General features: G+C 58.2%; 17 protein-coding genes and 2 pseudogenes. 13 read left to right on the forward strand and 6 right to left on the reverse strand.

Annotation, left to right across the window (positions count from 1 at the left end; translation table 11 throughout):
- Nucleotides 1–1,065: 1,065 nt before the first annotated feature.
- Nucleotides 1,066–2,283 carry an FAD-dependent monooxygenase gene (locus tag BMW76_RS31550; protein WP_090872369.1) on the reverse strand — a complete coding sequence of 406 codons (1,218 nt, stop codon included), beginning with the start codon at nucleotides 2,281–2,283 and terminating at the stop codon, nucleotides 1,066–1,068.
- 3 nt (nucleotides 2,284–2,286) lie between these two features.
- Here BMW76_RS31550 and BMW76_RS42975 point away from each other — a divergent pair.
- Nucleotides 2,287–2,386 (forward strand): annotated as a pseudogene (locus BMW76_RS42975) (IS6 family transposase); the annotation flags it as partial.
- Between the two features lie 272 nt (nucleotides 2,387–2,658).
- Here the strand turns inward: BMW76_RS42975 and BMW76_RS31555 are convergent.
- Nucleotides 2,659–4,218, reverse strand: coding sequence for a methyl-accepting chemotaxis protein (locus tag BMW76_RS31555; RefSeq protein ID WP_090872398.1), 1,560 nt, complete (start codon nucleotides 4,216–4,218; stop codon nucleotides 2,659–2,661).
- 488 nt (nucleotides 4,219–4,706) lie between these two features.
- On the opposite strand from BMW76_RS31555, the gene BMW76_RS42875 reads away from it, so the two are divergent.
- From BMW76_RS42875 to BMW76_RS42645, 9 genes and pseudogenes are all read left to right on the forward strand, one after another.
- On the forward strand, nucleotides 4,707–4,865 hold the full coding sequence (locus BMW76_RS42875; RefSeq protein WP_407669049.1) for a hypothetical protein: 159 nt from the start codon (nucleotides 4,707–4,709) through the stop codon (nucleotides 4,863–4,865).
- 95 nt (nucleotides 4,866–4,960) lie between these two features.
- Nucleotides 4,961–5,362, forward strand: coding sequence for a hypothetical protein (locus tag BMW76_RS31560; protein ID WP_407669051.1), 402 nt, complete (start codon nucleotides 4,961–4,963; stop codon nucleotides 5,360–5,362).
- Nucleotides 5,363–5,780: 418 nt separating this feature from the next.
- Nucleotides 5,781–6,737: a hypothetical protein gene (locus BMW76_RS31565; RefSeq protein WP_090872371.1), complete on the forward strand. Its 957-nt coding sequence runs from the start codon at nucleotides 5,781–5,783 to the stop codon at nucleotides 6,735–6,737.
- Between the two features lie 668 nt (nucleotides 6,738–7,405).
- A complete protein-coding gene (locus BMW76_RS31570; RefSeq protein WP_090872373.1) occupies nucleotides 7,406–7,873 on the forward strand; it encodes a peptidase S9, prolyl oligopeptidase active site region in 468 nt (155 codons plus the stop codon).
- Between the two features lie 692 nt (nucleotides 7,874–8,565).
- Nucleotides 8,566–9,711, forward strand: coding sequence for an RpiR family transcriptional regulator (locus tag BMW76_RS31580; protein ID WP_090872375.1), 1,146 nt, complete (start codon nucleotides 8,566–8,568; stop codon nucleotides 9,709–9,711).
- Complete coding sequence (locus BMW76_RS31585; RefSeq protein ID WP_090872377.1) at nucleotides 9,708–10,538, forward strand: GSU2403 family nucleotidyltransferase fold protein; 831 nt, start codon at nucleotides 9,708–9,710, stop codon at nucleotides 10,536–10,538. The genes BMW76_RS31580 and BMW76_RS31585 overlap by 4 nt, the downstream gene beginning before the upstream one ends.
- A 263-nt stretch (nucleotides 10,539–10,801) precedes the next feature.
- Nucleotides 10,802–11,598, forward strand: a pseudogene (locus BMW76_RS42980) (transposase).
- A 939-nt stretch (nucleotides 11,599–12,537) separates the two neighbouring features.
- A complete protein-coding gene (locus BMW76_RS31595; protein ID WP_015004434.1) occupies nucleotides 12,538–13,287 on the forward strand; it encodes an H-NS histone family protein in 750 nt (249 codons plus the stop codon).
- Between the two features lie 324 nt (nucleotides 13,288–13,611).
- The gene (locus BMW76_RS42645) at nucleotides 13,612–13,887 is read left to right on the forward strand and encodes a hypothetical protein (protein ID WP_322789316.1); all 276 of its coding nucleotides are present in this window, start codon (nucleotides 13,612–13,614) and stop codon (nucleotides 13,885–13,887) included.
- Nucleotides 13,888–14,065: 178 nt separating this feature from the next.
- Here BMW76_RS42645 and BMW76_RS41390 read toward each other — a convergent pair whose 3' ends face one another.
- Nucleotides 14,066–14,650 (reverse strand): hypothetical protein, encoded by a 585-nt coding sequence (locus BMW76_RS41390; protein ID WP_015004432.1) that lies wholly within the window; start codon nucleotides 14,648–14,650, stop codon nucleotides 14,066–14,068.
- 515 nt (nucleotides 14,651–15,165) lie between these two features.
- Between BMW76_RS41390 and BMW76_RS31615 the strand changes: the two genes are divergently transcribed.
- Nucleotides 15,166–16,347 carry an aminotransferase class V-fold PLP-dependent enzyme gene (locus BMW76_RS31615; protein WP_015004430.1) on the forward strand — a complete coding sequence of 394 codons (1,182 nt, stop codon included), beginning with the start codon at nucleotides 15,166–15,168 and terminating at the stop codon, nucleotides 16,345–16,347.
- Between the two features lie 189 nt (nucleotides 16,348–16,536).
- Here BMW76_RS31615 and BMW76_RS31620 read toward each other — a convergent pair whose 3' ends face one another.
- From BMW76_RS31620 to BMW76_RS31630, 3 genes are all read right to left on the reverse strand, one after another.
- Nucleotides 16,537–17,736 (reverse strand): MFS transporter, encoded by a 1,200-nt coding sequence (locus tag BMW76_RS31620; RefSeq protein WP_090872379.1) that lies wholly within the window; start codon nucleotides 17,734–17,736, stop codon nucleotides 16,537–16,539.
- 63 nt (nucleotides 17,737–17,799) lie between these two features.
- Entirely contained in the window at nucleotides 17,800–18,378 is a 579-nt protein-coding gene (locus tag BMW76_RS31625; RefSeq protein WP_090872381.1) for a cysteine dioxygenase family protein, read from the reverse strand.
- Nucleotides 18,379–18,551: 173 nt separating this feature from the next.
- Nucleotides 18,552–19,466, reverse strand: coding sequence for a LysR family transcriptional regulator (locus BMW76_RS31630; RefSeq protein ID WP_090872384.1), 915 nt, complete (start codon nucleotides 19,464–19,466; stop codon nucleotides 18,552–18,554).
- A gap of 283 nt (nucleotides 19,467–19,749) precedes the next feature.
- Here BMW76_RS31630 and BMW76_RS31635 point away from each other — a divergent pair, with 283 nt between their 5' ends.
- Together BMW76_RS31635 and BMW76_RS31640 are read left to right on the forward strand one after the other, a co-directional pair.
- On the forward strand, nucleotides 19,750–20,217 hold the full coding sequence (locus tag BMW76_RS31635; protein WP_322789317.1) for a PaaI family thioesterase: 468 nt from the start codon (nucleotides 19,750–19,752) through the stop codon (nucleotides 20,215–20,217).
- Nucleotides 20,218–20,294: 77 nt separating this feature from the next.
- A partial coding sequence (locus BMW76_RS31640) for a transposase (protein ID WP_143062369.1) occupies nucleotides 20,295–20,537 on the forward strand: 243 nt, incomplete at its 3' end.

Raw genomic sequence — 20,537 nt, forward strand, 5'->3', positions numbered from 1 at the left:
GATGAATGACTTCGTCCTTAAAGGCCATTAATCGTTTCGTCCAGCGCATTATTGTGGAATCGCCGCACTCTGCTCACCGAGCGCTTAGTGCCTGCTTCGGCCGACCGGCTCGCGTATCGAATGACACGCATTGGGCGGATCTAACCGGTCGTTGCAACACCAGCTAAATTCGCTGCCTTAATCCGCTCATCACGGCAACCCGTGGTGTTGCATATCGAGCATTGTCGGATATGCAACGCCGCCGATCCCACAAACGATACTTGGCAGAAGATACGACAAACGATACTTGGCAGAAGATACGACAAGCGTTTTGGAGGTGGGCTGCCATCAACCAGCCCGATCAGCAATGTGTCTGAAGATACCTATCCTGTGTCTCGTGGCGTTGGCTCAACTATTGCGTCTGCAGTCGCGGGGCAATCGAAGCGGAAGGTAATGAAGCGTGAACACGAAACCAAACTCTCACGAACCACAGGCAAGACCCGCAAGAAATGACAGTCGACATGTTATCGCGGCGTCCACTGAATGTGCCGCGCTACGCGTCATTACCGAACCGCCGCTCTGGATCAGCAGTTCTATTCCGTTCCCTGAACAGGAAGTTTTTTCGTGCGTTGCGGTGCAGCCCGACGAACCGTGCGGCTTTCCACGATTGGTCGTTCGTGCCCGATGATCTGAAAGACTTCATATCGCGAACGCGATATTGCCTTTTTTGCGGGTAAGCGCTGTTTTGCCGTTTCGGAAGCGTGTCAGGAGCTCGGTCTCAAAGGCCAGGGAAGAAATGCGCAGCTGGCACCGCGAGATATGGCGCCGTTGCGCGATGCGGGCACCCTGTGGGTTGACTTTCGCATCGTTATATCAAGGTGCGATCTCAGGACAATCTATGCGCAGTTGCCTTTTGAGTTGCAACGTGCCAGTGCCGCCGCATCTCTCGCGGTTACCGGTGCTAATTCGAATGGTAACCGATGGTCTTGGCCGCTGCATTCAGGTCCGCATGAAATGCGGCACATCCAGCAAAGCGTGTTCGCTGACTCATCCGTTTCCCGGCGGCGATCTCAAGTTGACAGCGCGTCAAAGCCAAGTGCCGCCCTGACGCTCGGTCGGTTCCTGAGCTAGGGCGTCGAAATCGTGAATCCAGTCCAGATGGTGCAGCAGGCTGTCGCGTGCGCGAAGGCGGGTGTTGCGCGCCTGCGCCTCGGGTCCGTCCGGCAGATGCAACACGTCGGCCGTCGATATGGAGGCGTATTGCACTTTGCGCGTGCGGCCCCGCCGCAACTGTTCATAGGCCTCCTGTGCCTGGCGCCAGCGACCCGGGCCCGCTTCGGCCAGTTGCGCGGCCAACACGACGGCATCTTCGATCGACTGATTGGCACCTTGGCCATGGTGCGGCACGATCGCATGCGCGGCGTCGCCGATGAGCGTCACGCGGCCCTTGCTCCAGCGCCCGAGCGGGGGACGATGGAATAGGCCCCAGCGCTGACTGATCGGGACCGCCGAAACCATTTGTACCACCGCCGGGTGCCACTCCTTGAACAGACGCCACTGTTCACCCTCGGTCGCAGGTCTGACCCATTCGCGTGACAGCCACGGCGAAGGATGGCGCTCGACGAGCAGGAAGTTCTGGTCGCCTTTGTCGCCGATCGGATAGTGAAGCAGATGGCCCTGTGGTCCGACCCAGAACTGAATGGCCTCTGGATCGGGCAGCAGATTCACGCGTTCAGCCGGGACCACGCCACGAAATCCTGAGCAACCCGAATAAAGGGCATCGTCGTAGCCGAGCATCCAGCGCCGCGTGATCGAGCGCGCCCCATCCGCGCCGATTACCAGACCGGCGTCTATGCGTCGACCGTTAGCGAAACTCAGCCTCACCCGATTTGGATGCTGCGCGAGATCGATCAGCCGATGGCTGAGATCGATGCGTTCGAGGCCGACCGCGTTCGACAGGACGGCTTGCAGGTCCGCGCGGTGCACGCCCCAGTAGGATCCTCCGAACTGCTCGCGGTAGCTCGGTTCGCCACGATGGCGTCCAATCACTTCTCCGCTGCGTCCGTCCCGATAGATCAGCGCGGGAATCTCGGCGCACACCGCGTCGAAGGCGGTGCGCAGTCCCATGCGCTCGTAAAACCGCGTTGCATTCGCCGACAGCGCGACTGCTGCGCCGACTTCGCGGAGCTCGTCGGTCTGCTCGTAGATCTGTGCATCGATGCCATGTTCTCGCAGTGCAAGCGCGAGCGTGAGCCCCCCGATACCGGCACCGATTATTGCAATCGTCAGATCCAGTTGTCCCATGAGGTGTCTCAATATGAAGCGATCCGTTGCTGGTGCGACAAGTTTGGAGCGGCATTCGCCCGCAAAACTAAAACGACTCGACGCAGCGGGCAGCACATGGCATCCGATCCGGCAGCACTTAGCGTTTGCCCAAGCATTCACATAAATGTGGCACGTCATTGAGCTATGCACAAGGAACGCTTCGCCAACCGGCGGCGAGTGGACCGTCGCTACCGCTATCGATCAGGTTATCGGAAAGGACAACTACTCTTACGTCGCGCACGCGGTTGATGCTCATTAACCACAGAGCCATTTTTGATCTTCCCACGCCTGAATCCGGGTGATGATAAATGAACTCGTCGCGCAGGCATTGACCCGGCGCAAGCACCCGCCTGTTCATGTTACTGTAACGCGCTGGTCAGGCAGTGCGAAAGACGAGACTGCTTCGCGAAGGATGGCGACCTGATCCCTGAGCGAGTGCGCAGCCGCGGCGGCCTGCTCGACCAGTGCAGCATTCTGCTGGGTCACCTGGTCCATCTCTCCTATGGCACGGTTCACCTGTTCGATGCCTGCACTCTGTCCGCGAGACGCATGACTGATCGCTTCCAGGATTTCATTCACGCGCCCTACCGATGCGACGATTTCCGTCATCGTGGAGCCGGCGTTGGCGACGAGCGCAGCGCCTTCTTCGACGCTGACTGTCGACGTCCCAATTAGCGCCTTGATTTCCTTCGCCGCTGTTGCTGAGCGTTGCGCGAGGCTTCGCACTTCTGCCGCAACGACCGCGAAGCCTCGCCCCTGCTCACCCGCACGCGCAGCTTCGACGGCTGCGTTTAACGCGAGGATGTTGGTCTGGAATGCGATTCCGTCGATTACTCCAATGATGTCGCCGATCTGCCTTGAACTGTTCGTGATGTCGCCCATTTTACGGATCACGTCGTCGACGACGCTGCTGCCGCGGGTCGCAATGTCTGTGGCTTGACTCGCCAGAATGGCGGCCATGGCCGCGCTGTCGGCGTTGTGCTTCACATTCACGGTCATCTCGTCCATGCTCGATGCAGTCTGCGTTAACGCAGCCGCTTGTTCTTCCGTGCGTTGCGACAGATCCGTGTTGCCAGCTGCGATTTCGACTGCTCCGACATTGATATTCTCAGCACTGTCGGCCACTCGCGAGATGGCATCGATGAGACCTCTCTGCATCACGTTCAGCGCACGCAACAAGCTCTCTCCTTCGCGATGCATGACCGGGATGGCAGTGGCAAGATCACCACGCGCCATGCGTTGTGTCGTCGCGACCGCCACTTCTAGGTCGCCGCCGAGAGAGTGCTTTATGCTTCGCAAGACGAGTAACATCACAACAGTGCAGGCGACTCCTAGGGCAACAGTGATTCCAATCCAGCGGGCAATGTCGTTGAAGAACGCTTTTTGGACGTCATCCATGTACATGCCGGTGATGAGAATCCAATCCCAAGACTCGAAGCGAAGCGCGTAGCTGGTTTTTGGTACAGATGCCTCACTCCCCGGTTTGGTCCACAGATATTCGACGAACCCCCCTTTACTCTGGCTAGCCACGTTCGCCAAATCGACGAAGAGGTGCTTGCCAGCCTTGTCGGTGAAGTTTGACATGTTCTTGCCGACGAGTTCAGGCTTGAATGGGTGCATTAACGCCACCGACTGAGAATTGATCACAGTAAGGTATCCGTCGGTGCCATACCGAATCGACGAAAGCACTTCCAAGGCCTGCTTCTTCGCGTCATCCTCCGAGATTGTATGCTGCTGCGAAAGCTGGTAATAATGGCTTACGATCGAGTTGGCTTCTTCGATTAGCAACGAAAGCTGTTCTTGACGATCCAAGATCGTCGTCGATCGGTGTTGCCACGCGCCGAACAAGATAAGCATGATGATGCCCACCCACAGGATGACGATCGTCGAGGTGAGTTTTCTGTTGAGAGTCATGGCGTAGGCCTCTTTTCCGTTTATTGGAGACACCCCTTCCTTCGCCATCGGATGCAGCGTCGGACTAGTCGGCTTGTTTGTCAATGTGGTCGTAAGCAAGTGCTTCGACGTCGCGGAGCTCCACCTCGTGCCGACTGCGCGGCCCACTCTACAGAGCTAACGAAAGCTACAAGGTATCGAACCGCACACCTTCAGCTTCGCTTACGACGCAGAACACGATCACTGATATCGGCCAATTTCTCGAAAAACTACCGTCATCCAATCCTGAATATTGCGTAAGGATTCGCCTAGTCACTGAGCCTGCGAGTGGTGAGCAAATGGATGAAGCTATGATCTCGGCGATATCCAGTCGTGGGACGTTGAGCTTCATGGTGTTCGAGGGGACGTTCAAAACGGGACGTTCATCGAATTTATGAAACGTCTGCTCAAACAGGCTACCCGCAAGCTATGCCTGATCGTTGACGGATATCCGGTACATCGATCGGTCCATGGCTGTCAGGCGCTTCGTCGTTGACAACGCAGAAGGCCTGCGTTTTATTCGGCTTCCGAAATATTGCCTTGAACTGAACCTGGACGAACTGCTCAATCAGGAACGGCCGCACGAGGTCCTGCTTGCAAAGCTACGTGAGGCCGACCGAATTGACTGATCCCATGTAGTCGTCGATTTCCGCGCGGTGAGCGCAGGCCAAAAACGGGACCGAATCCCATCGACCGTGCGCGACCAGGTTCAAAGCACCACCTCATTACCGAAGCGTCCCACTCGCGGCAATTCTCACCGGCGCCAACCGCCACGATGTCACCCAGCTTCACGCGCTGGTTGACACCCATCCCGCCCATTGCAGGCGAGCGAGGCCCGCCACTTTCGACGCCCTGGATCGTTCAGGGCGACCGGGGCTACGATCACGACAAATACCGCCGTCCGCTACACGCGGCCGGTATCGCCACTCAAATCACCCAACTCGGCGAGCCTTACGGCAGCGGACTGGGCAAAACACGCTGGGTTGTCGAGTGCACCATCTCATGGCCTCACAACATTCGACGACTGCGCATCCGCTTCGAACGTCTTGCATTCATCCATGAAGCCTTCATGAAAAACGCGTGTTGCGTCATCTGCTGGCGAAAACTGAAGAACTCATCTTCTTAACCCTTGTTGGTTCAGATTCTGCCGGGCGCGAAGATATATGGGATTACGAAGTCCACTTGGTGGGCACTGCCTTCGACCGACACGTTCGGTTTGTTGTGATTGTCGGATTTGAGACACGAAACGTTGGAGGCGAGCGCCGTTTTCATGTACATCCACGAGTTGGCGCACATTTTGCGTCTGGGAAGCGGTCAAGCGGACCAAATGGAGAGTGGGAAGTTACGCGCCTATTAACGGTTGAACGACGCGATCTGCTTCGACCGATGCAATCCCGTTGTCTTTTGTCAAACGCGCCATCCACGAATGTTCTATGAAGAATGCCCGACTCATAGAACTAACGTAGCGCGGTATTGTTGGTGTTTAAAGGGATGCGCGCCACTTATGCGTTCATGCGGAGGTATTGGCCAAACGAGTTATTGGAGTGATTCGTGGCGTTCGTGTATGCCAGTGCTACTCGCAGCAACAGTACGAAGAAGTCCGGTTTGAAAAACAAGAGTCACATTTTTGGTTACAAGCATCCCTCGAATGCGTAGGCTATCGGATTGAAAAAAGCCAAGCGGATGTCACCAACTCTGTCATTTCCGCATTCGATGCATGTATGACATGCAAGGTGCGGGCTCTAAACTATTTTTTGAAGGAAATGAGGATGGAGACGCACGTCGATTTTATTTCGCCCGTTCCTGATAGCTTGGAGTTCGACAGGAACTACTACAAAAAATACGTTGACGCTAGTGGCATCCCAGTTGTCGCGGCGGCGGAAGTCGATGGTTTTGCGCTTCTTAAGGCAAAACGCATCATCGAGGTAATGGTATCAAAACATGACCCGATCCGGAGGCTGCTGGCAAATAACGTAAAGGGTTTTCTCATTATCCCAAAGAATAGCGAGATGACGACGCTTCCAGAGTATGTGGATATGGATAGACGATTCCCACTACCATGCGACGAAAAATGGGATAAAAGAGCACAGGGATGCGGCTGGATTTCTTGCCTTCCGTATGTAAGTTGCAGTGAAGCGAATTTGCTCAAAGTAGGGCGCCCTTTGGACAGATATCCACGTGAATCTATATGTATCCATGAGTTCGCACATGCTGTCATGGATGCGGGCATACTTGTTCATGACCCAGCTTTTGATGACCGTTTGAATGCGTTGTATAAAGACGCGAAGGAGAAGTATCTGGGAAATTCATACGCCGGGCAAAATCCCGGCGAGTATTGGGCAGTAGGGGTTCAGGCATGGTTCAATGCAGCAGATTGCGTTCATAAAGGCACGACACCAACGGATACTTTCCATAAACTACATAAAACCGATCCAAGTTTTGCTTGTGAAGTGGGTAAATGGTTTCCTTCGCCGTATGAATGTTCACCCGTTTACCCGTAGATCTCTAATGCCTTTTCGTGGTGCGACGAGCCTTAATGCTCGCACATGAAGGATAAAAATTTTGATCGATGAAACAAAACATGAATCCGGTCGTAACGAAGGTGCTCAAGCGCCCGCAGTAACCGTCTGACAAGGTCATGATGCGAAGAAGGTGGTATGTTGCGTATTCGTTAGGTTCGCGAAATTTAGAAAACGATGATTGCCGTGCGCGGAATCGCGGTCGATCATTCGCATGTGAGACGGTGAGTTATCAGGCTTGTGATGCTGTTTGAGATGGCATTTAAATGGCGATTTATGTTCATGGTGAATTGGCAGTCCGAAATGATATGGACGCCATTGAACAATTCTGTGGATCCTTATATAAGCGTGGAGGGACTCTGTGATCCGGCTGTCGATTCATGGGCCCGTGCACACCCGTAAGAACCATGGCGATGTATGGAAGTTCACCACGCGCTGACACGCTAACCAAACAGATACTCGACGACATGATGGCGCAAGATCGCATCACTATATGCGGGCGCTATGGTGATGGAGCTGCAATACCTGGGACGACGAACAGCATCCTCTCGGCTTTATTTGGCGCACACCATGGGACGCTTGGGTCGCGGGACACCCTCAACGGGAGACAGTGCTTGACATCAATGTCCTTGACCTGAACCAGGAGGAGGGTGGCCAGCCATATCAGGTGGGTTTTAGACGGATTCACGCTGATCTATCCGCGGTACGATCGCGCGCTAGCCGCCTTTCGCCTGGCTGGGGCCGACGCGTGCATTGTGCGTGAGTTCGACATGAAAGCGAGCACTTTTGTCAAGAACGGATTTGAACTGCTCGAGCCAGGTCATCACCACGTGGCATGGATCGTTCATGATTCTATATACGTGGGGTGGGACGACAGCGCGGTGAACGTGGCTCCCGCAGTCACCGACGCCGGTTTTCCGCGACAGGTACGCAGATGGAGCCGCGGGACCCCCATTGCGGATGCGCCGATTGTGTTCGAATGTGTGAGGCCGGCGATTTGTCGGCGCACGGGATTTTGCGATCCTATTCACGAGCGTGATCGCGCATCGCGCGTGACCACATTTTTTGAAGCGACAAAGAGAACGGACGAATGGATGCGGTGCGATGTTCCCACCTGATGCGGCAATCTTTGAGTGGAACAAATGGCTGTTCGTTATGCTGCGCAACGACTGGAATGTCAATCCGACCTCATATCGCGGAGGATCATTACTAGTTACGCGTCGTGACGCGTTTCTTGAGGGTGATCGCCACTACTGGTGCAGTACACAAAGTATTTGCTAACCGTCACTCACAGAAGGAAGAGCGTGGCATGCATAACCCTTTGGCGCTCCCCGGCCTCGCTCGATTGCTCCCGGGAACCTCGAGCGCTTTCATTGCCGGTCGAATGCGAAGTATCGGTGACGGTTGTAGACTGGACTCGCGACGATACTGCATTGATCTACGTTGATCACTTTCTTATGCTGCCGGAGCTGTATCTTGCCGACCTCGCTTGTGGTACCGCCTAGCGCTTGCTTCAGCGCTTCTCTGCAAGGTTCAGCACAACTTCGAGTTCCTTCGGGCAAAGATCGGGACATCGTTACGGCCCATAGGAGCGGGCGCACTATAGAGCGCAGCCGGCTGTGTATCCGAATTGAGGCGCATCTGTCGCAGATGTGCGAAGGTTTCGTGCGCGCGATCATCGGTATCGCCGTCGGCGCTCGGCGTCCCGTTTTTTTCCGGCAACCGGATACCCTTGCGAACCCGGCGGCGCGGTAGTAACATGGCCGTGTTATTTCAGATGGCCATGTTAGTTAACGTGGCCAAGTGAAACATGAGCGATCGATACCTCTCTCTCGGAGCGGCTGACCGTCTGGCACGAAGCTCCCTGGATTCGCTGTTCGAAGGTAATGGCTGGCAGGTCGAGGAGGACCGTGAGACGGGTGGGATCGGAGATTTCGTTCTGACCGACCCTCACGGTCGGACGTATTACGCAGTATTGAAGACGTCGACGGAAGGGCGCTCCGACCGCGTGATACCACTTTTCTCGCAGGCTCTGCTGGAGGCACGCCTTCGATCGCAGCAAAATGGCGTCCGCCCGGCCGTTCTCATCTGGGTGGGAACCGCTTCGACGGCGCTCGTCAAAAAGCTCATGGATTTTCATCGCCAGTATGGGCAGGGTGAGCCCTTCGCCATACTGGCGGGCGAGCCGTTGTACGCTGACTTTCCTGGACTGGACCATGTGGCTAATGAACGTTCCGTTACCAGCGTGCGGCGCAGAAGCCATTCTGCGCCGCCGCCGCTCGTGTTCTCGGATCTCGCCCAGTGGATGCTCAAACTCCTGCTCGCGGCAGACATCAGCCGTGAAGGGATGATCAACGCCCCGGGCAGGACCTACCTCACGGCGACCGACCTCGCGCGCGAAGCTCGTGTATCTGTCATGTCTGCCACACGCCTCATCAATGCCCTGAAAGAAGAGAATTTCATCGAGTCCGCGCCATACTTGCGAGTCGTGCAGCGACGCAAACTGGCACAACGATGGAAAGCCGCGTACCTGAAGCCAGCTGTGGGGCTGCCCATGAAATATCTCGCGCCAGGCGTGCCTGAGGATCAGCAACTGCGAAAGCTTCTCAAGCGGGAAGGGGAAGAGGTGACGCTTGGCCAGTTCGCTGCGGCGGACGCGCTTGGCGTGGGGCACGTACGTGGCTTCATAACAACCCTCTGGGTTCCCGACCTCGCAGCCGCCGAGCATTGGCGGGGCCTGCGACTCATGCATGACGGCGAGCGGGCCGATGTGGTTTTGCGGCAGCACCCGTATCCGCAATCGCTAGGCCGGGGGCGCGTGCTTCATGAGGGGAAGTGGGTGTCCGACATCATCCAGACATGGCTTGACGTATCAGCTGATCCGTCGCGCGGTGCCGAGCAGGCGGCCGAGTTCGAGCACGGCGTTCTGGCGAACGTAGTAGGAGCGCGCGCGTGAGCGACCTGACGGAATTCAGCACGCTCGCGCTAACCCTCGAACCCTGGCGCAAGCAGATCGTATTTGTCGGCGGCTGGGCGTTTCGGCTCTACCACTATGAGCCGCGCGCCTACACGGCCGACTATAATCCGATCTTCACGCAGGATGCAGACGTGGCCTACGCGGAGCGCGAGCTGCTCGAAGGCGATATCAAGCAGGCGCTGGTTGCGGCGGGGTTCACGGAAGAGCCCAACTTTACTGGTGACTACAAGCCGCCAGCAATGCGCTACACCATGGGCGGCGACGCGAAAGGTTTCTATGCGGAGTTTCTCACCCCTCTCACGAACAGCGGGAAGAAGCGCGACCGGCAAGGGAGATTGAAAGATGACGCGACCGAATTGAACGCTGGAGTGGTCGCGCAAAAGCTTCGTTACCTCGAAGTGCTGCTGTACAAGCCTTGGGTTGTGACCATCCCCGAGGATGATTCCGGGTTGGGCGAGGCAGTGGAAGCCCTTCGCGTGCCGAACCCGGTAAGCTTCATGATCCAGAAGCTGCTGATCCGCAAGAAGAGAGACGAACAAAACAAACTCGCGCAGGATGTGGTGTACATCCACGACACCCTGCAGATCTTCTACGCGGCGATTGAGACCGACCTCGTCCCGATCTGGAAGGAGCTCGATGGCACGCTGCATCTCAACCAGCAGAAATCCGTTCGCAATGGCGTCAAGGAACTGTTTTCGGAGATGAACGACGTCATCCGCGCAGCTGCGGAAATTCGGGGCAACGATCCCGCCCAGATGCTACAGCTGTGCCAGGAAGGCTTCGAGGAAATTTTCGGCGAGGCTTAATCGTCATGGGTGACCGGCCCCGACCAGTTGCGAGCGCACCCGTGAGGCGCGCATTTACGACGACTATGTCTTAAACATAGGCGCCACAGTCTCGCGACGCACCTGCTCGAACAAAAGAAGGATATCCGCGTGGTCCACGTGCTGCTCGGGCACAGGCATCTCGGAGACCACCAGCTCTAGATAACTGACCTGCTGCTCAAGGTAATCGGTCCGCTGGACCGTCAGTCCGCCGCGTAGCACGGCAGCACCCGGAGCCCTCCGTACTGGCGGTCGCGGACATCTTCCGCGCCTACGGGCCAGCGTGGCGGGCCACGGCACGCCTGAGCCTGGGGCAGCTGAAGGTCATGTCGGCCATCGAACAGTGCCGCAGTGCGGCGCTGGGAGGGTACGTGCTGCACTGTGCCGGTTGCGACCGCTGGATCACCTGCAGGTCCGGTTTCTTCCTGCTGGTGCGCGTGTGCTCTCGCGCCTGTTCCGGAGCCGTTTCCTCGAAGCACTCGAAGCGGCGCACCGAGTATGCCGGCCTCGCCGATTCCGCCACCTTTACCCGGTGGCTTGCGCCGCTGCGTGCCTGCGAATAGGTCGCCTATGCCAAACGTCCCCTTTGCCGGACCCAGAGCCGTACGCCTATCTCGCGTTATACGTACCGCGTCGCAATCTCTAGCGTCTCGTCGCCTTTGATGAGTGTGGTGTCACGTTCCGCTGGAAGGACCACCGCGCGAAGGGGCGTACCCGCTACAAGACCGTGATCCTCGAAGCCGGCGAGTTCATGCGTCGTTTCCTGCTTCCCATGGTCTGCCCGGCGGCTTCCATCGTATGCGTCATTACGGGACTGCTTACCAACCCGGTACCCGGTACGCCGCGCCAGTCTCGCGAAGGTGCGTGCGTGAACTGCTGTACGTCGCGCATAGGCTCTCAGTCCGTCACTCCACGAAACTGCCATCGAAACGCGACCCATCTTCATCTGCCGGTACTGCGGCGCACCGATGACCGTCATCGACATCCTCGCGCGCGCACCGCACCGATCTGCGCACCACCCACGCGCCGGGGTCAGACATGAGCGCGCCTGTTTCCAGGACGGGACCGTCGGCATTGCGGCAGCACGGCCCACGGGCGGACCTTTGCGCCTGTCGGTTCACGCAGTGCCTTATAGTTCCGCTTCGCCGTCACGATTGCGCCACTGCACCGCTCCGATATACATCAACGTCCGTCCGGCATCCCGTCAGGCCGCGTATACCGCAATCCCCGGTCGCGTTCAGACATCAATCGCCATAGCCTTAGAAACTATCATTGCATCGCGGCACTCCGCGGTTTACTCCCTTCAGGTTTACTCAACGGCCGCCCACACGCGTCCGCGCGCGCTTCCTGGCCCGCCGACATGGGCCGGCGTCGAACAAACCTTAAAACCAGCGGGCATCGCGGGCGACGCCTCGGAGGGGATGGTGCAGCGGTCGGATGCATTTATACGTGTTCGCGACTTGCACGCAGCGCTCTTCACCAGTAAAGGGATCCTTGCCGAACGGCGCTTTTTCGCCGGTACCTGCTGAACGCTGATCTTCTTTGCCATGGTCGTGGTTGATTCACTCTCGAGTTAGGAGGCGCTTGCTATTCTGTTCATGGAGTGAGCAGGTGCATTCTGTGACGCGGCACGATTGCTGTGTCAGGAAAATGCCTTAAGACATGCACTGAAATGAACTTCCCGCAACGACGCCAGGCTCGGTGCATTCCGAGAGTGGCAGGCACTGCCGTTTTTTGACCTCTCAGGTCGGCGAAAAGGTGAGGCTCTCTAGGAGTCGGGTCATCTAACTTCCACTCCTATCCCGGGTTGAATCAGGGTGTTCGCGACGCCGAGTGCGGGACGATCGGCTTTCACCGACGTCATCAACCACCCGTTACGGACATCCAGCTCGTAGGTCGGCCGCAGCTGGAGAGGTCGACACTAGCGTTTGCTCAATGCTGTGTGGCATAGTGCGGCCATCGCTATACCGAAGGGGGACAAATGGCAACGCTCGAAAAAGTGCAGGCACGAATCACAAAGCTTCAGGCGCAAGCTGATGCGCTCATCAGGAGTCAGTCGTCGACCGCCATCGCCAAGATTCGTGACCTGATGGAGAAGCATGGCCTGACCATCGCGGACATCGATGCACACTTAGGCAGCAAGAAACGTGGTCGTAAGCCAGGCGCCGCGGCGATCACCAAACCCACAGCTCCTGCGAGGTACCGCGATCCGAAGACGGGCGCTACCTGGACGGGACACGGCCGCGCTCCAGCATGGATTGCGAGTGCCAGGGACCGTACCAGGTTTCTGATTGACGACAGCGTCGCACAACCGGCTCCTGTCGCCAGGAAGACGGCAAAACCCGGCAACGACGTGCGCGGACCCCGGGCTCCGAAATATCGCGATCCCAAAAGTGGCGCGACCTGGAGTGGGCGCGGTCGGGCACCGGCATGGCTGGCTGGCGCCAAGGATCGTTCGAAGTTTCTGATTGCCGGCGCGGAAGAGGGACTCCCGGCCTCGAAATCAGCTTCGGCCACGAAGGCAGCGGTGAAGAAAGCCGCGAGGAAAAAGCTGGTCGCAAAGAAGGGCAAGACAGTAGTAACTCAATCTGCGCCGGCGAAGAAGGCCGCAGTCAAAAATGCCGTGGCGAAGAAGTCTGTGACGAAGAAAGCGCCGGCGAAAAAGGCACCGCACACTCCAGAGGCGGTTGCACTGACCAGCGACATGGCTTCGGAAGCGGTTTCGGCCTGATTTCCGCAATTCAAATGTCGCAAAGTGTTCGGTATGAGCAGGACGTCTTCGTCCTGCTCGAACAGTTCGGGTTTCTTTAACGAGCGACCGTCGGCGCGTCGCCGCTTCCCTGACCGCCGAAAAAGATCGCTCTACCATCTGAATACAAGCAAAAACAGGGCGGCCGCGTCGCCAAGTCATAGACAACAGCCCGGAGCGTATATCACGGCTTGGTGTAGCATTCGAGCGCAACGTCTTTCGAAACCACGCCTCATTCACCTGATGACCAGAACGATCACGTTTGCAAGAACCACCCAGGCGGCAGGCACGCGCCGGAGCAAGGCAATGCTGTTACCGATGCCGCGCGCCGAGGTTGACCGTGTCTGTCTGCAGGTACACGTCGCGCTTGATGCTATGCGGCGGGGCAGCGGCAACGTCAATGCTGCACAGACGCTATGCCAGGTGATGATCCTGACTGGCCTGCTGGCCGAAGCGGGATATGGTAGGCGACATTCGAACAGATGCGGGACGCTGAAAGCATTGTTTCCGCCGCTTTCGATCATGGTCGCAATTTCCATGTATGGGCACTCGACGAAGAAGGATTTCGGCAATTCGCCATGATCGTCGCGACATACGACTATCAGATGCAGCGCGCGCCGCTCGCGACAATCCGACAATCACCGACTCGGGTGACCGTCTGGAGCGTTTCCGTGCTGGTAAATCGTTCGACCAGATGGCGCGCAGGCACGCGTAACCGACTTCTACGACGCGGCACGTCCGTATCTGTCTCGATCTGGCTTCAACCCGTTGCGGTTTTTTGTTTTCGAGCCGCCGGTATACTGCACGGCTCGACCCCTACGAGAAATGCTTGTTCATGAAGGGAAGAATCGCTGATGGTGAAGCCCGCGACCGACTGATCGTCTGGATCCGCCGCTGGATGGAAGAAATTCGGCATCACCCCGGAAGCGCTCGCCGAATCGACCCAGCACGATAAAGACCATCCACCGCTGTATCCCGACGCGCGCGACAACGAATGGAACGGCCTCGGCGACATGCCAGACTGGCTGCGCACCGCGCAGAACGCCGGAGTTGGCGCCTTCTTCCAGATCGAAACACAAGCATACGAGCCAGCCTTGGTCGAAAGCCCGACCGTCTCAGAGCAGAAAGGTGAACGTCGCCAGCTCGGCCTTTTTGCGTAATCCAGGCTGGTCATCTCTTCCAGCAGGATCTGGCGGTAGAAGGGCGCAGAAGCGTCCGTGATAAGAGTTGCGTTGCCCGAGGGCCGCGTGCTCGCACTATCCAATACGGAAACCATGTCCGAAGAGTCGCACAACATCGACTCGCCAGACGCAAGTGGACCACGGCCTTCAGCCACCGCTTCCATCGCGGTTGCTCGGCAAGTGTATGGTCAATGTGGCGCGGCGCGGCAGCGATGCCAAAACAACGATGCCAAGCTCCGCCCGCGCGATCGGAACGGCCGGGTAGGCGGGTTCACCGCAACGCTTCCAGACGGCGCTGGCAACGGATGGATGGGGCGAGACCTGGTCCACGGCGTGCGTTTGGCGAGAATGTTCAGGTCTGCGGGCGGCGAGGGCAGGCCTTGTCTCGCCGATGCAACAACAGGTTCAACCATGCTGTTATTTTATCTGTCCGCTGTGGGCGAACAGGGTTCGTATCTGCAGAACATAATTACTTTTGCCGTTACGCCTGAACGAAAGGCGCGCGAGAGCGGGCTGCGCGTCGCTGACAGCAGCGCAGCACGATATTCTGCCTGTGATCGCAAAAGACTAGCATTCGTGCGGTTTGGTCTGTCCGAACAATGACACAGGCCGCCCGTTACCGGATAAATTGACTTCGGCTTTGTAGGGCGCGCACCGAAACCAGAACAGGACCAGAAACATGCTTGCAGATATCCAATGCGAAATGAACGCCGACGTGGACTGGGCACGCGTGCGCGAATCATATCCCGCGCAGCATCCGCTGCTTAATCTGAACAATGCAGCTGTCAGTCCGCCGCCGCTCGTCGTTGAGCAGGCGGTCATCGACGCCTACCGTTTCGTCAGCAAGAATCCTGACGTCAACATGTGGACCGGCCTCGACGCGAAGCTTCCGGACATCAAGCGGCAGTTGGCGACGCTCGCCGATTGCGACGCAGAGGAGATCGCGCTCAACCGAAATGCGAGTGAGGGCCTTAGCGTTGCGATTTTCGGCATCGCCTTATCAGCTGGCGAACGCGTGCTCGTGTCGCCGTGGGACTATCCGAGCGCACTGGGTGGCTGGCGACAGCGCCAGACACGCGAGGGCGTTGTCGTCGACACAGTGACGTTCGATCTGCTCGCGAGCGATGAGGAAATCGCCGCTGCGTATTCATCTGCGATGCGCCCCGCCACGCGCGTGCTGCACCTGACGCACATGATTCACTGGACAGGCAGAGTTCTGCCGGTGGCACGCCTGTGTGCGCTCGCGCGGGAGCGCGGCATTATTACCATCGTCGACGCAGCACAATCTTTCGCGCAGATGCCCATCAGCTTTCGCGGGCTCGGCTGCGACTTCTTCGTGACGAGTCTGCACAAATGGCTCGGCGCGCCCGTCGGCAACGGCATGCTGATCATCAATCGACGATGTTTACGCGAAACCTGGCCATTGCTCGCTCCATTCGATGCCACGCCCGACACGGCGGACAAGTTCGATCACTGGAACCTGGGCACCTACAACTCGGCGCTGCAGGCCGGCATCGAACCGGCGATCCGCCTTCATCGGGAGATCGGTGTCGCGAATATTCATGCGCGATTAAGTGCGCTGACCCGCTACTGGACCACGCGCGTCGCTGACATTGGTGGCTTGCGCATTCACACCCCGCTCGACACCGATACGCTGGGCGCGGTAAGCCTCTTTTCTATCGCCGGCATCGATACCGCGCGCCTCGAACGCACTTTACGGCAATCGTTCTCGGTTCACGTCAAATACCGGCGCGTCGGCCAGCTGGAAGGTCTGCGTGTGTCGCCGCATATCTATATGAACGAAGCGGACCTGGATGTATTCGTGGCTGCACTGCACGCGGCCGTCAAAGAGGCCAACTGAGCCGGTCGCGGTCGCGCACCGATGTGAGCGACCGAAACGAACGTCAGTAATCTGAAGCGACGCTTTTTATCAGCCGCATCGGCGTCATCAACGCGCAGGTTCAGCGGCATATCGAGCCTCACCGCGAGAACTGCACACACCCCCGTTCGGGTCATTCCGGATGCCAAGCGGAATCAAACGGTGATGGGGTCAACTGCGGTGAGCCAGTGGGTCTGTTCGCGGTTGCCCCCACCGCAGCCAGAAAAGGCTGGCGACGGCTGTAAGCACCGGGGGCAAAATGACACCACATACCACGCCCCATCCGTAAGTCGCCAACAGACCGCCCGACGCGAAAGAGCCGATAACCATGGCGCCAAACACCACAAAGTCGTAGATCGACTGCACGCGCGGGCCCTCTTCCGGCGAGTGACACGCGAGTACCATGGCGGAAGCGCCCAGGAAGCCGAAGTTCCAGCCGAGGCCGAGTAGCATGAGTGCCACCCAGAAGTGGCTCACTGACCAACCGGTCATCCCTGTGCAGGCGGCCAGCGCAATCATTCCCAAGCCAGCAAGGCTGACAGTGGGCGCACCAACGCGAGCAATTAACCGTCCCGTGAAGAAGCTCGGCAAATACATGGCGATCACGTGGATCTCGATGCCGTAGTTCGAGTGCACACGTGGTATACCGCACAACTCCATGGCCAGTGGCGCGGACGTCATCATGAAGTTCATCATCATGTAGCTCACAACGCCGCAGAGCATGGCGACTACAAAGGACGGCTGCCGTACGATGACAGAGCTGTCCCGGCCCTGTGCATGGGCGGAGGTCGGAGGCTGGTGTTCGAACCGCACGCCCATTAGCACGATCCCCGAGAGCACCGCGGCGCCGGCGGAGGCCAGGTAGGTGACCGCGTACGCATGCGGCGACCACAGATTCATGGTGGCTGTAACCAGTTGCGGTCCGAGTATGCCGGCGGCAACGCCCCCGGCCAGCACCGTCGACATGGCCCCGGCGCGACTCTCTGGTGGCACGCATTCGGCAGCTGCAAACCGGAACGTCAGCACTACGGCTGCGTATGCGCCACCAAACAGCATGGCGACGCAGAACAGGCTGAACGAGGGAATGACCAGCGCGAGCGCTGCCAACAGTCCGACGACGGCGCCACAGGCATTGCCAAACAGCGCAGCAGCTTTCCTTCCGTAGCGCCTCGTCATTACGCCAACCGGAAGCGTTGCAGCTGCCATGCCGACAACGAAGACGGACACAGGCAATGTCGCCAGCGCCGGCGTCGGGGCAAGCATGTGGCCGATAATGGCGCCGGTGGCGTAGACGACGGTGGAGTTGGCGCCGGCCAGGGCTTGCGCAGTGGCCAAACGAACAACGTCGGCGTTGATTCTTGAAGTGGACATCAGGAAGGGATCACGCGCATCGGAGCGCTTCGGATAAAACGGGTCGACGCAAGTGTTGACTGTCTACGCGGAGATCTCGGCCTCGTTGGAGTAACCTGAGATGAACGGCTTGCGCATGCTCGTCTGCGGGTCGAAGACGTGCCGCGAAATCCGTCCGATGTTCCCGCCGTAGACATGAACGCTGATCGAGACGCGATCATCATACGTGTTGGATACTCTGTGGATGTCGCACGTACGGGGCGAAATACTTTCGACAGTTCCCGGTTTGAGGTAATCGACTCCGAGCGATCGCATCGGCTGGCCGGGCTCCCCGACTTGAAAACATTCGGAACGCTCGCCACCCCTTAGCAAACCGATCAGCGCCCAGACCGTGTGGTTATGGATCGGAGTCTTCTGGCCCGGGCCCCAGACAAAGCTGACAACCGAAAACCGATCGGCCGGATCGGCGTGCAGCAGGTACTGCTGGTAGTACTGGGGATGCGGCTGCGCATACGCCTCGGGGAGCCAGTCATCGCGACGAACGATCCCGGCAAGGAGATCGTGTCCTTTGCCCAGGATTTGCGCTTCATCATCCGGGAATGTGTCAACGAGCAGCGTAAATTCGTGCACGAACTGTCTGAAGAGCGTAGCCGGAACGCGCATCACATGTCTCCTTGGCGGGGTGTCGTTGTAGGCGGCGGTTCGCACTCTTGATCGGTCGATGGTGGCGAACCCTATAGCGATATCGATTGTCGACTCATGTCCTTTCCTGAGCAATTGAATCTGATTTCAAGTTGCGGACGGATTCTGGAGTCATCGAAACCATCCCGTACGCGTTATCGCACAGCACCCTTGAGCTCAGCGTGATATCGGCGAGCTTCCTGCCAGAACGCGTGAGCCGCGGGGGACAGCCGGTTCTGATTCAGGCACACCAATCCGATACGTCGGGACGCGCCAGGGGAAAGAGGACGGAATACCGTGCCAGGATACCGATCCGGCAGCGCCAGCTTGGCCAGAATCGAGATGCCCTTCCCACTCGCGACCAGCTCCAGTATCGACATCAGTTGCAGGAGCTCATACGTCACCCTGGGGCGCAGCGCATTTCTTGAGAACAGCCGGGTCACCAGAGCCTGCGACCCCGCACGGGTCAGGATGAACGGGTCGGCCGTCATTTCTTTGAGCGGAACGGTATCAAGTTTTGCCAGAGGGTGTCCGGAAGGCAAGACCGCGACGAGTTCATCGACGGCGAGCGTTTGCGAATCGACGTCCGTCTTGGGCAGCGTGACCGCCGCAAGTTCCAGGCGGCGCTCGAACAGGTCACGCGACGTCTGCTCGTCCGGCTTTTCTGTGACGACCACATCAACGCCAGGGTAGCGGGCCTTGAATCGCTCGATCAGCGGGGGCAGAACCCTGATCGTCGAACTGGCTCCGAATGAGCCCAAACGCAGCAGGCCGGTCTTTAGCGCAGCGCCGGCCAGCGCTGTGGCCTGGACGAGTTGGAGGGATGCAAAGACGTCGCGGACGTGGGGAAGCACGTGTTCGCCGGTATAGGTCAGCGTCACCCCTGCCGTATTGCGGTCAATCAACTCGGTTCCCAGCGCCTTTTCCAGAGCGCGCAGCGCATGACTCGTGGCCGAAGGTGACATACCGAGCTGCGCGCCGGCACTCGCTATGCCGTCTGAAGACGTGAGCGCCAGCAAAAGCTGAAGCTGCCGAAGTGTCGGTGTCGTCGTGCCGGATCGATGGCCCATGAATGACTCCTCAAGCTTGTTCGTGTGCGTCTTCATGAAACGCGGGGGCAGAGCCCAGTGTTATGGCAAGTCCGGGTCCGTCGGGTACAGCATGGACTTCCAGTCCGGGAACGTCATTGAGGAAGACGCCTTCCCGGATTGAAAAAAACCTCAATTGTTCATGAGGAAGATGAACAAATATGATAACCCCAAGTTCAAGCTGATACCGGGATGATTGCAAGTCAACGGGCTACCCGCTGAGTCTTGACATGTCGGATTCCGACTAGGAGGCAACGAGATGTCGATGCGTGCGATACAAGACAACTACCCGCCAGAGTTCGCTCACTGCTATGGCTGCGGTGCGCAAAATCCACACGGCCATCACCTCAAGAGCTATCTCGTGGGCGATGAAACGGTTGCCAGGTTCACGCCTGACGTTCGGTATAGCGGCGGTGTTCCAGATCATGTCTATGGCGGGATGATCGCCTCGCTTCTCGACTGCCATGGCGCGGCATCTGCAGCCGCCTTTGCCTGTCAGAAAGAAGGGCTGAGGTCGGGTGATGGCTCTGAGCCGATCCGCTTCGTGACGGCGTCATTGAAGGTTGACTTCAAGCGGCCCACACCACTTGGGATTGAACTGGTGATAAGGGGGCGGCTCCGTTCACTTGAGGGACGAAAGGCCTGGGTCGATCTGATTCTGAACGCCGGCGAGCTCGCCTGCGCTGTCGGGGAGATGCTCGCGATCCGTCTGCCAGACCGAACAGACAGCTAAGGCAATGCTGATTAAGTCCACCGCTTGTGCGCATCAAGCGTTATAGAGTGCACAAGCAACGAGAAAGGCAAAAGGCAATGAAGCAGCAGACGCTCGCAATGGCCGCGGATCAAGGCGCGGGGTTTGAGACCCGACGCAAACGCACGCGACGCGACGAGTTTCTTGACACGATGAACACGATCGTTCCGTGGACCGAACTGTGCGCGGTAATCGAGCCGTACTATCCGAAACGCGGTAACGGTCGACCGCCGATTGGTTTGGAGCGCATGCTGCGGATTCACTTCGTGCAACACTGGTTCAATCTGGCCGACTTCGCTTGC

Source organism: Paraburkholderia diazotrophica, assembly GCF_900108945.1.
In the GTDB taxonomy this organism is placed as follows: domain Bacteria; phylum Pseudomonadota; class Gammaproteobacteria; order Burkholderiales; family Burkholderiaceae; genus Paraburkholderia; species Paraburkholderia diazotrophica.

What these genes read in the sequence shown, in the direction of transcription:
- BMW76_RS31550 (WP_090872369.1), bottom strand. Translation starts at nt 2,283, where the DNA reads ATGGGACAACTGGATCTGACGATTGCAATAATCGGTGCCGGTATCGGG.
- BMW76_RS31555 (WP_090872398.1), bottom strand. Translation starts at nt 4,218, where the DNA reads ATGACTCTCAACAGAAAACTCACCTCGACGATCGTCATCCTGTGGGTG.
- BMW76_RS42875 (WP_407669049.1), top strand. Translation starts at nt 4,707, where the DNA reads ATGGCTGTCAGGCGCTTCGTCGTTGACAACGCAGAAGGCCTGCGTTTT.
- BMW76_RS31580 (WP_090872375.1), top strand. Translation starts at nt 8,566, where the DNA reads ATGAGCGATCGATACCTCTCTCTCGGAGCGGCTGACCGTCTGGCACGA.
- BMW76_RS31595 (WP_015004434.1), top strand. Translation starts at nt 12,538, where the DNA reads ATGGCAACGCTCGAAAAAGTGCAGGCACGAATCACAAAGCTTCAGGCG.
- BMW76_RS42645 (WP_322789316.1), top strand. Translation starts at nt 13,612, where the DNA reads ATGCTGTTACCGATGCCGCGCGCCGAGGTTGACCGTGTCTGTCTGCAG.
- BMW76_RS41390 (WP_015004432.1), bottom strand. Translation starts at nt 14,650, where the DNA reads ATGGAAGCGGTGGCTGAAGGCCGTGGTCCACTTGCGTCTGGCGAGTCG.
- BMW76_RS31615 (WP_015004430.1), top strand. Translation starts at nt 15,166, where the DNA reads ATGCTTGCAGATATCCAATGCGAAATGAACGCCGACGTGGACTGGGCA.
- BMW76_RS31620 (WP_090872379.1), bottom strand. Translation starts at nt 17,736, where the DNA reads ATGTCCACTTCAAGAATCAACGCCGACGTTGTTCGTTTGGCCACTGCG.
- BMW76_RS31625 (WP_090872381.1), bottom strand. Translation starts at nt 18,378, where the DNA reads ATGCGCGTTCCGGCTACGCTCTTCAGACAGTTCGTGCACGAATTTACG.
- BMW76_RS31630 (WP_090872384.1), bottom strand. Translation starts at nt 19,466, where the DNA reads ATGGGCCATCGATCCGGCACGACGACACCGACACTTCGGCAGCTTCAG.
- BMW76_RS31635 (WP_322789317.1), top strand. Translation starts at nt 19,750, where the DNA reads ATGCGTGCGATACAAGACAACTACCCGCCAGAGTTCGCTCACTGCTAT.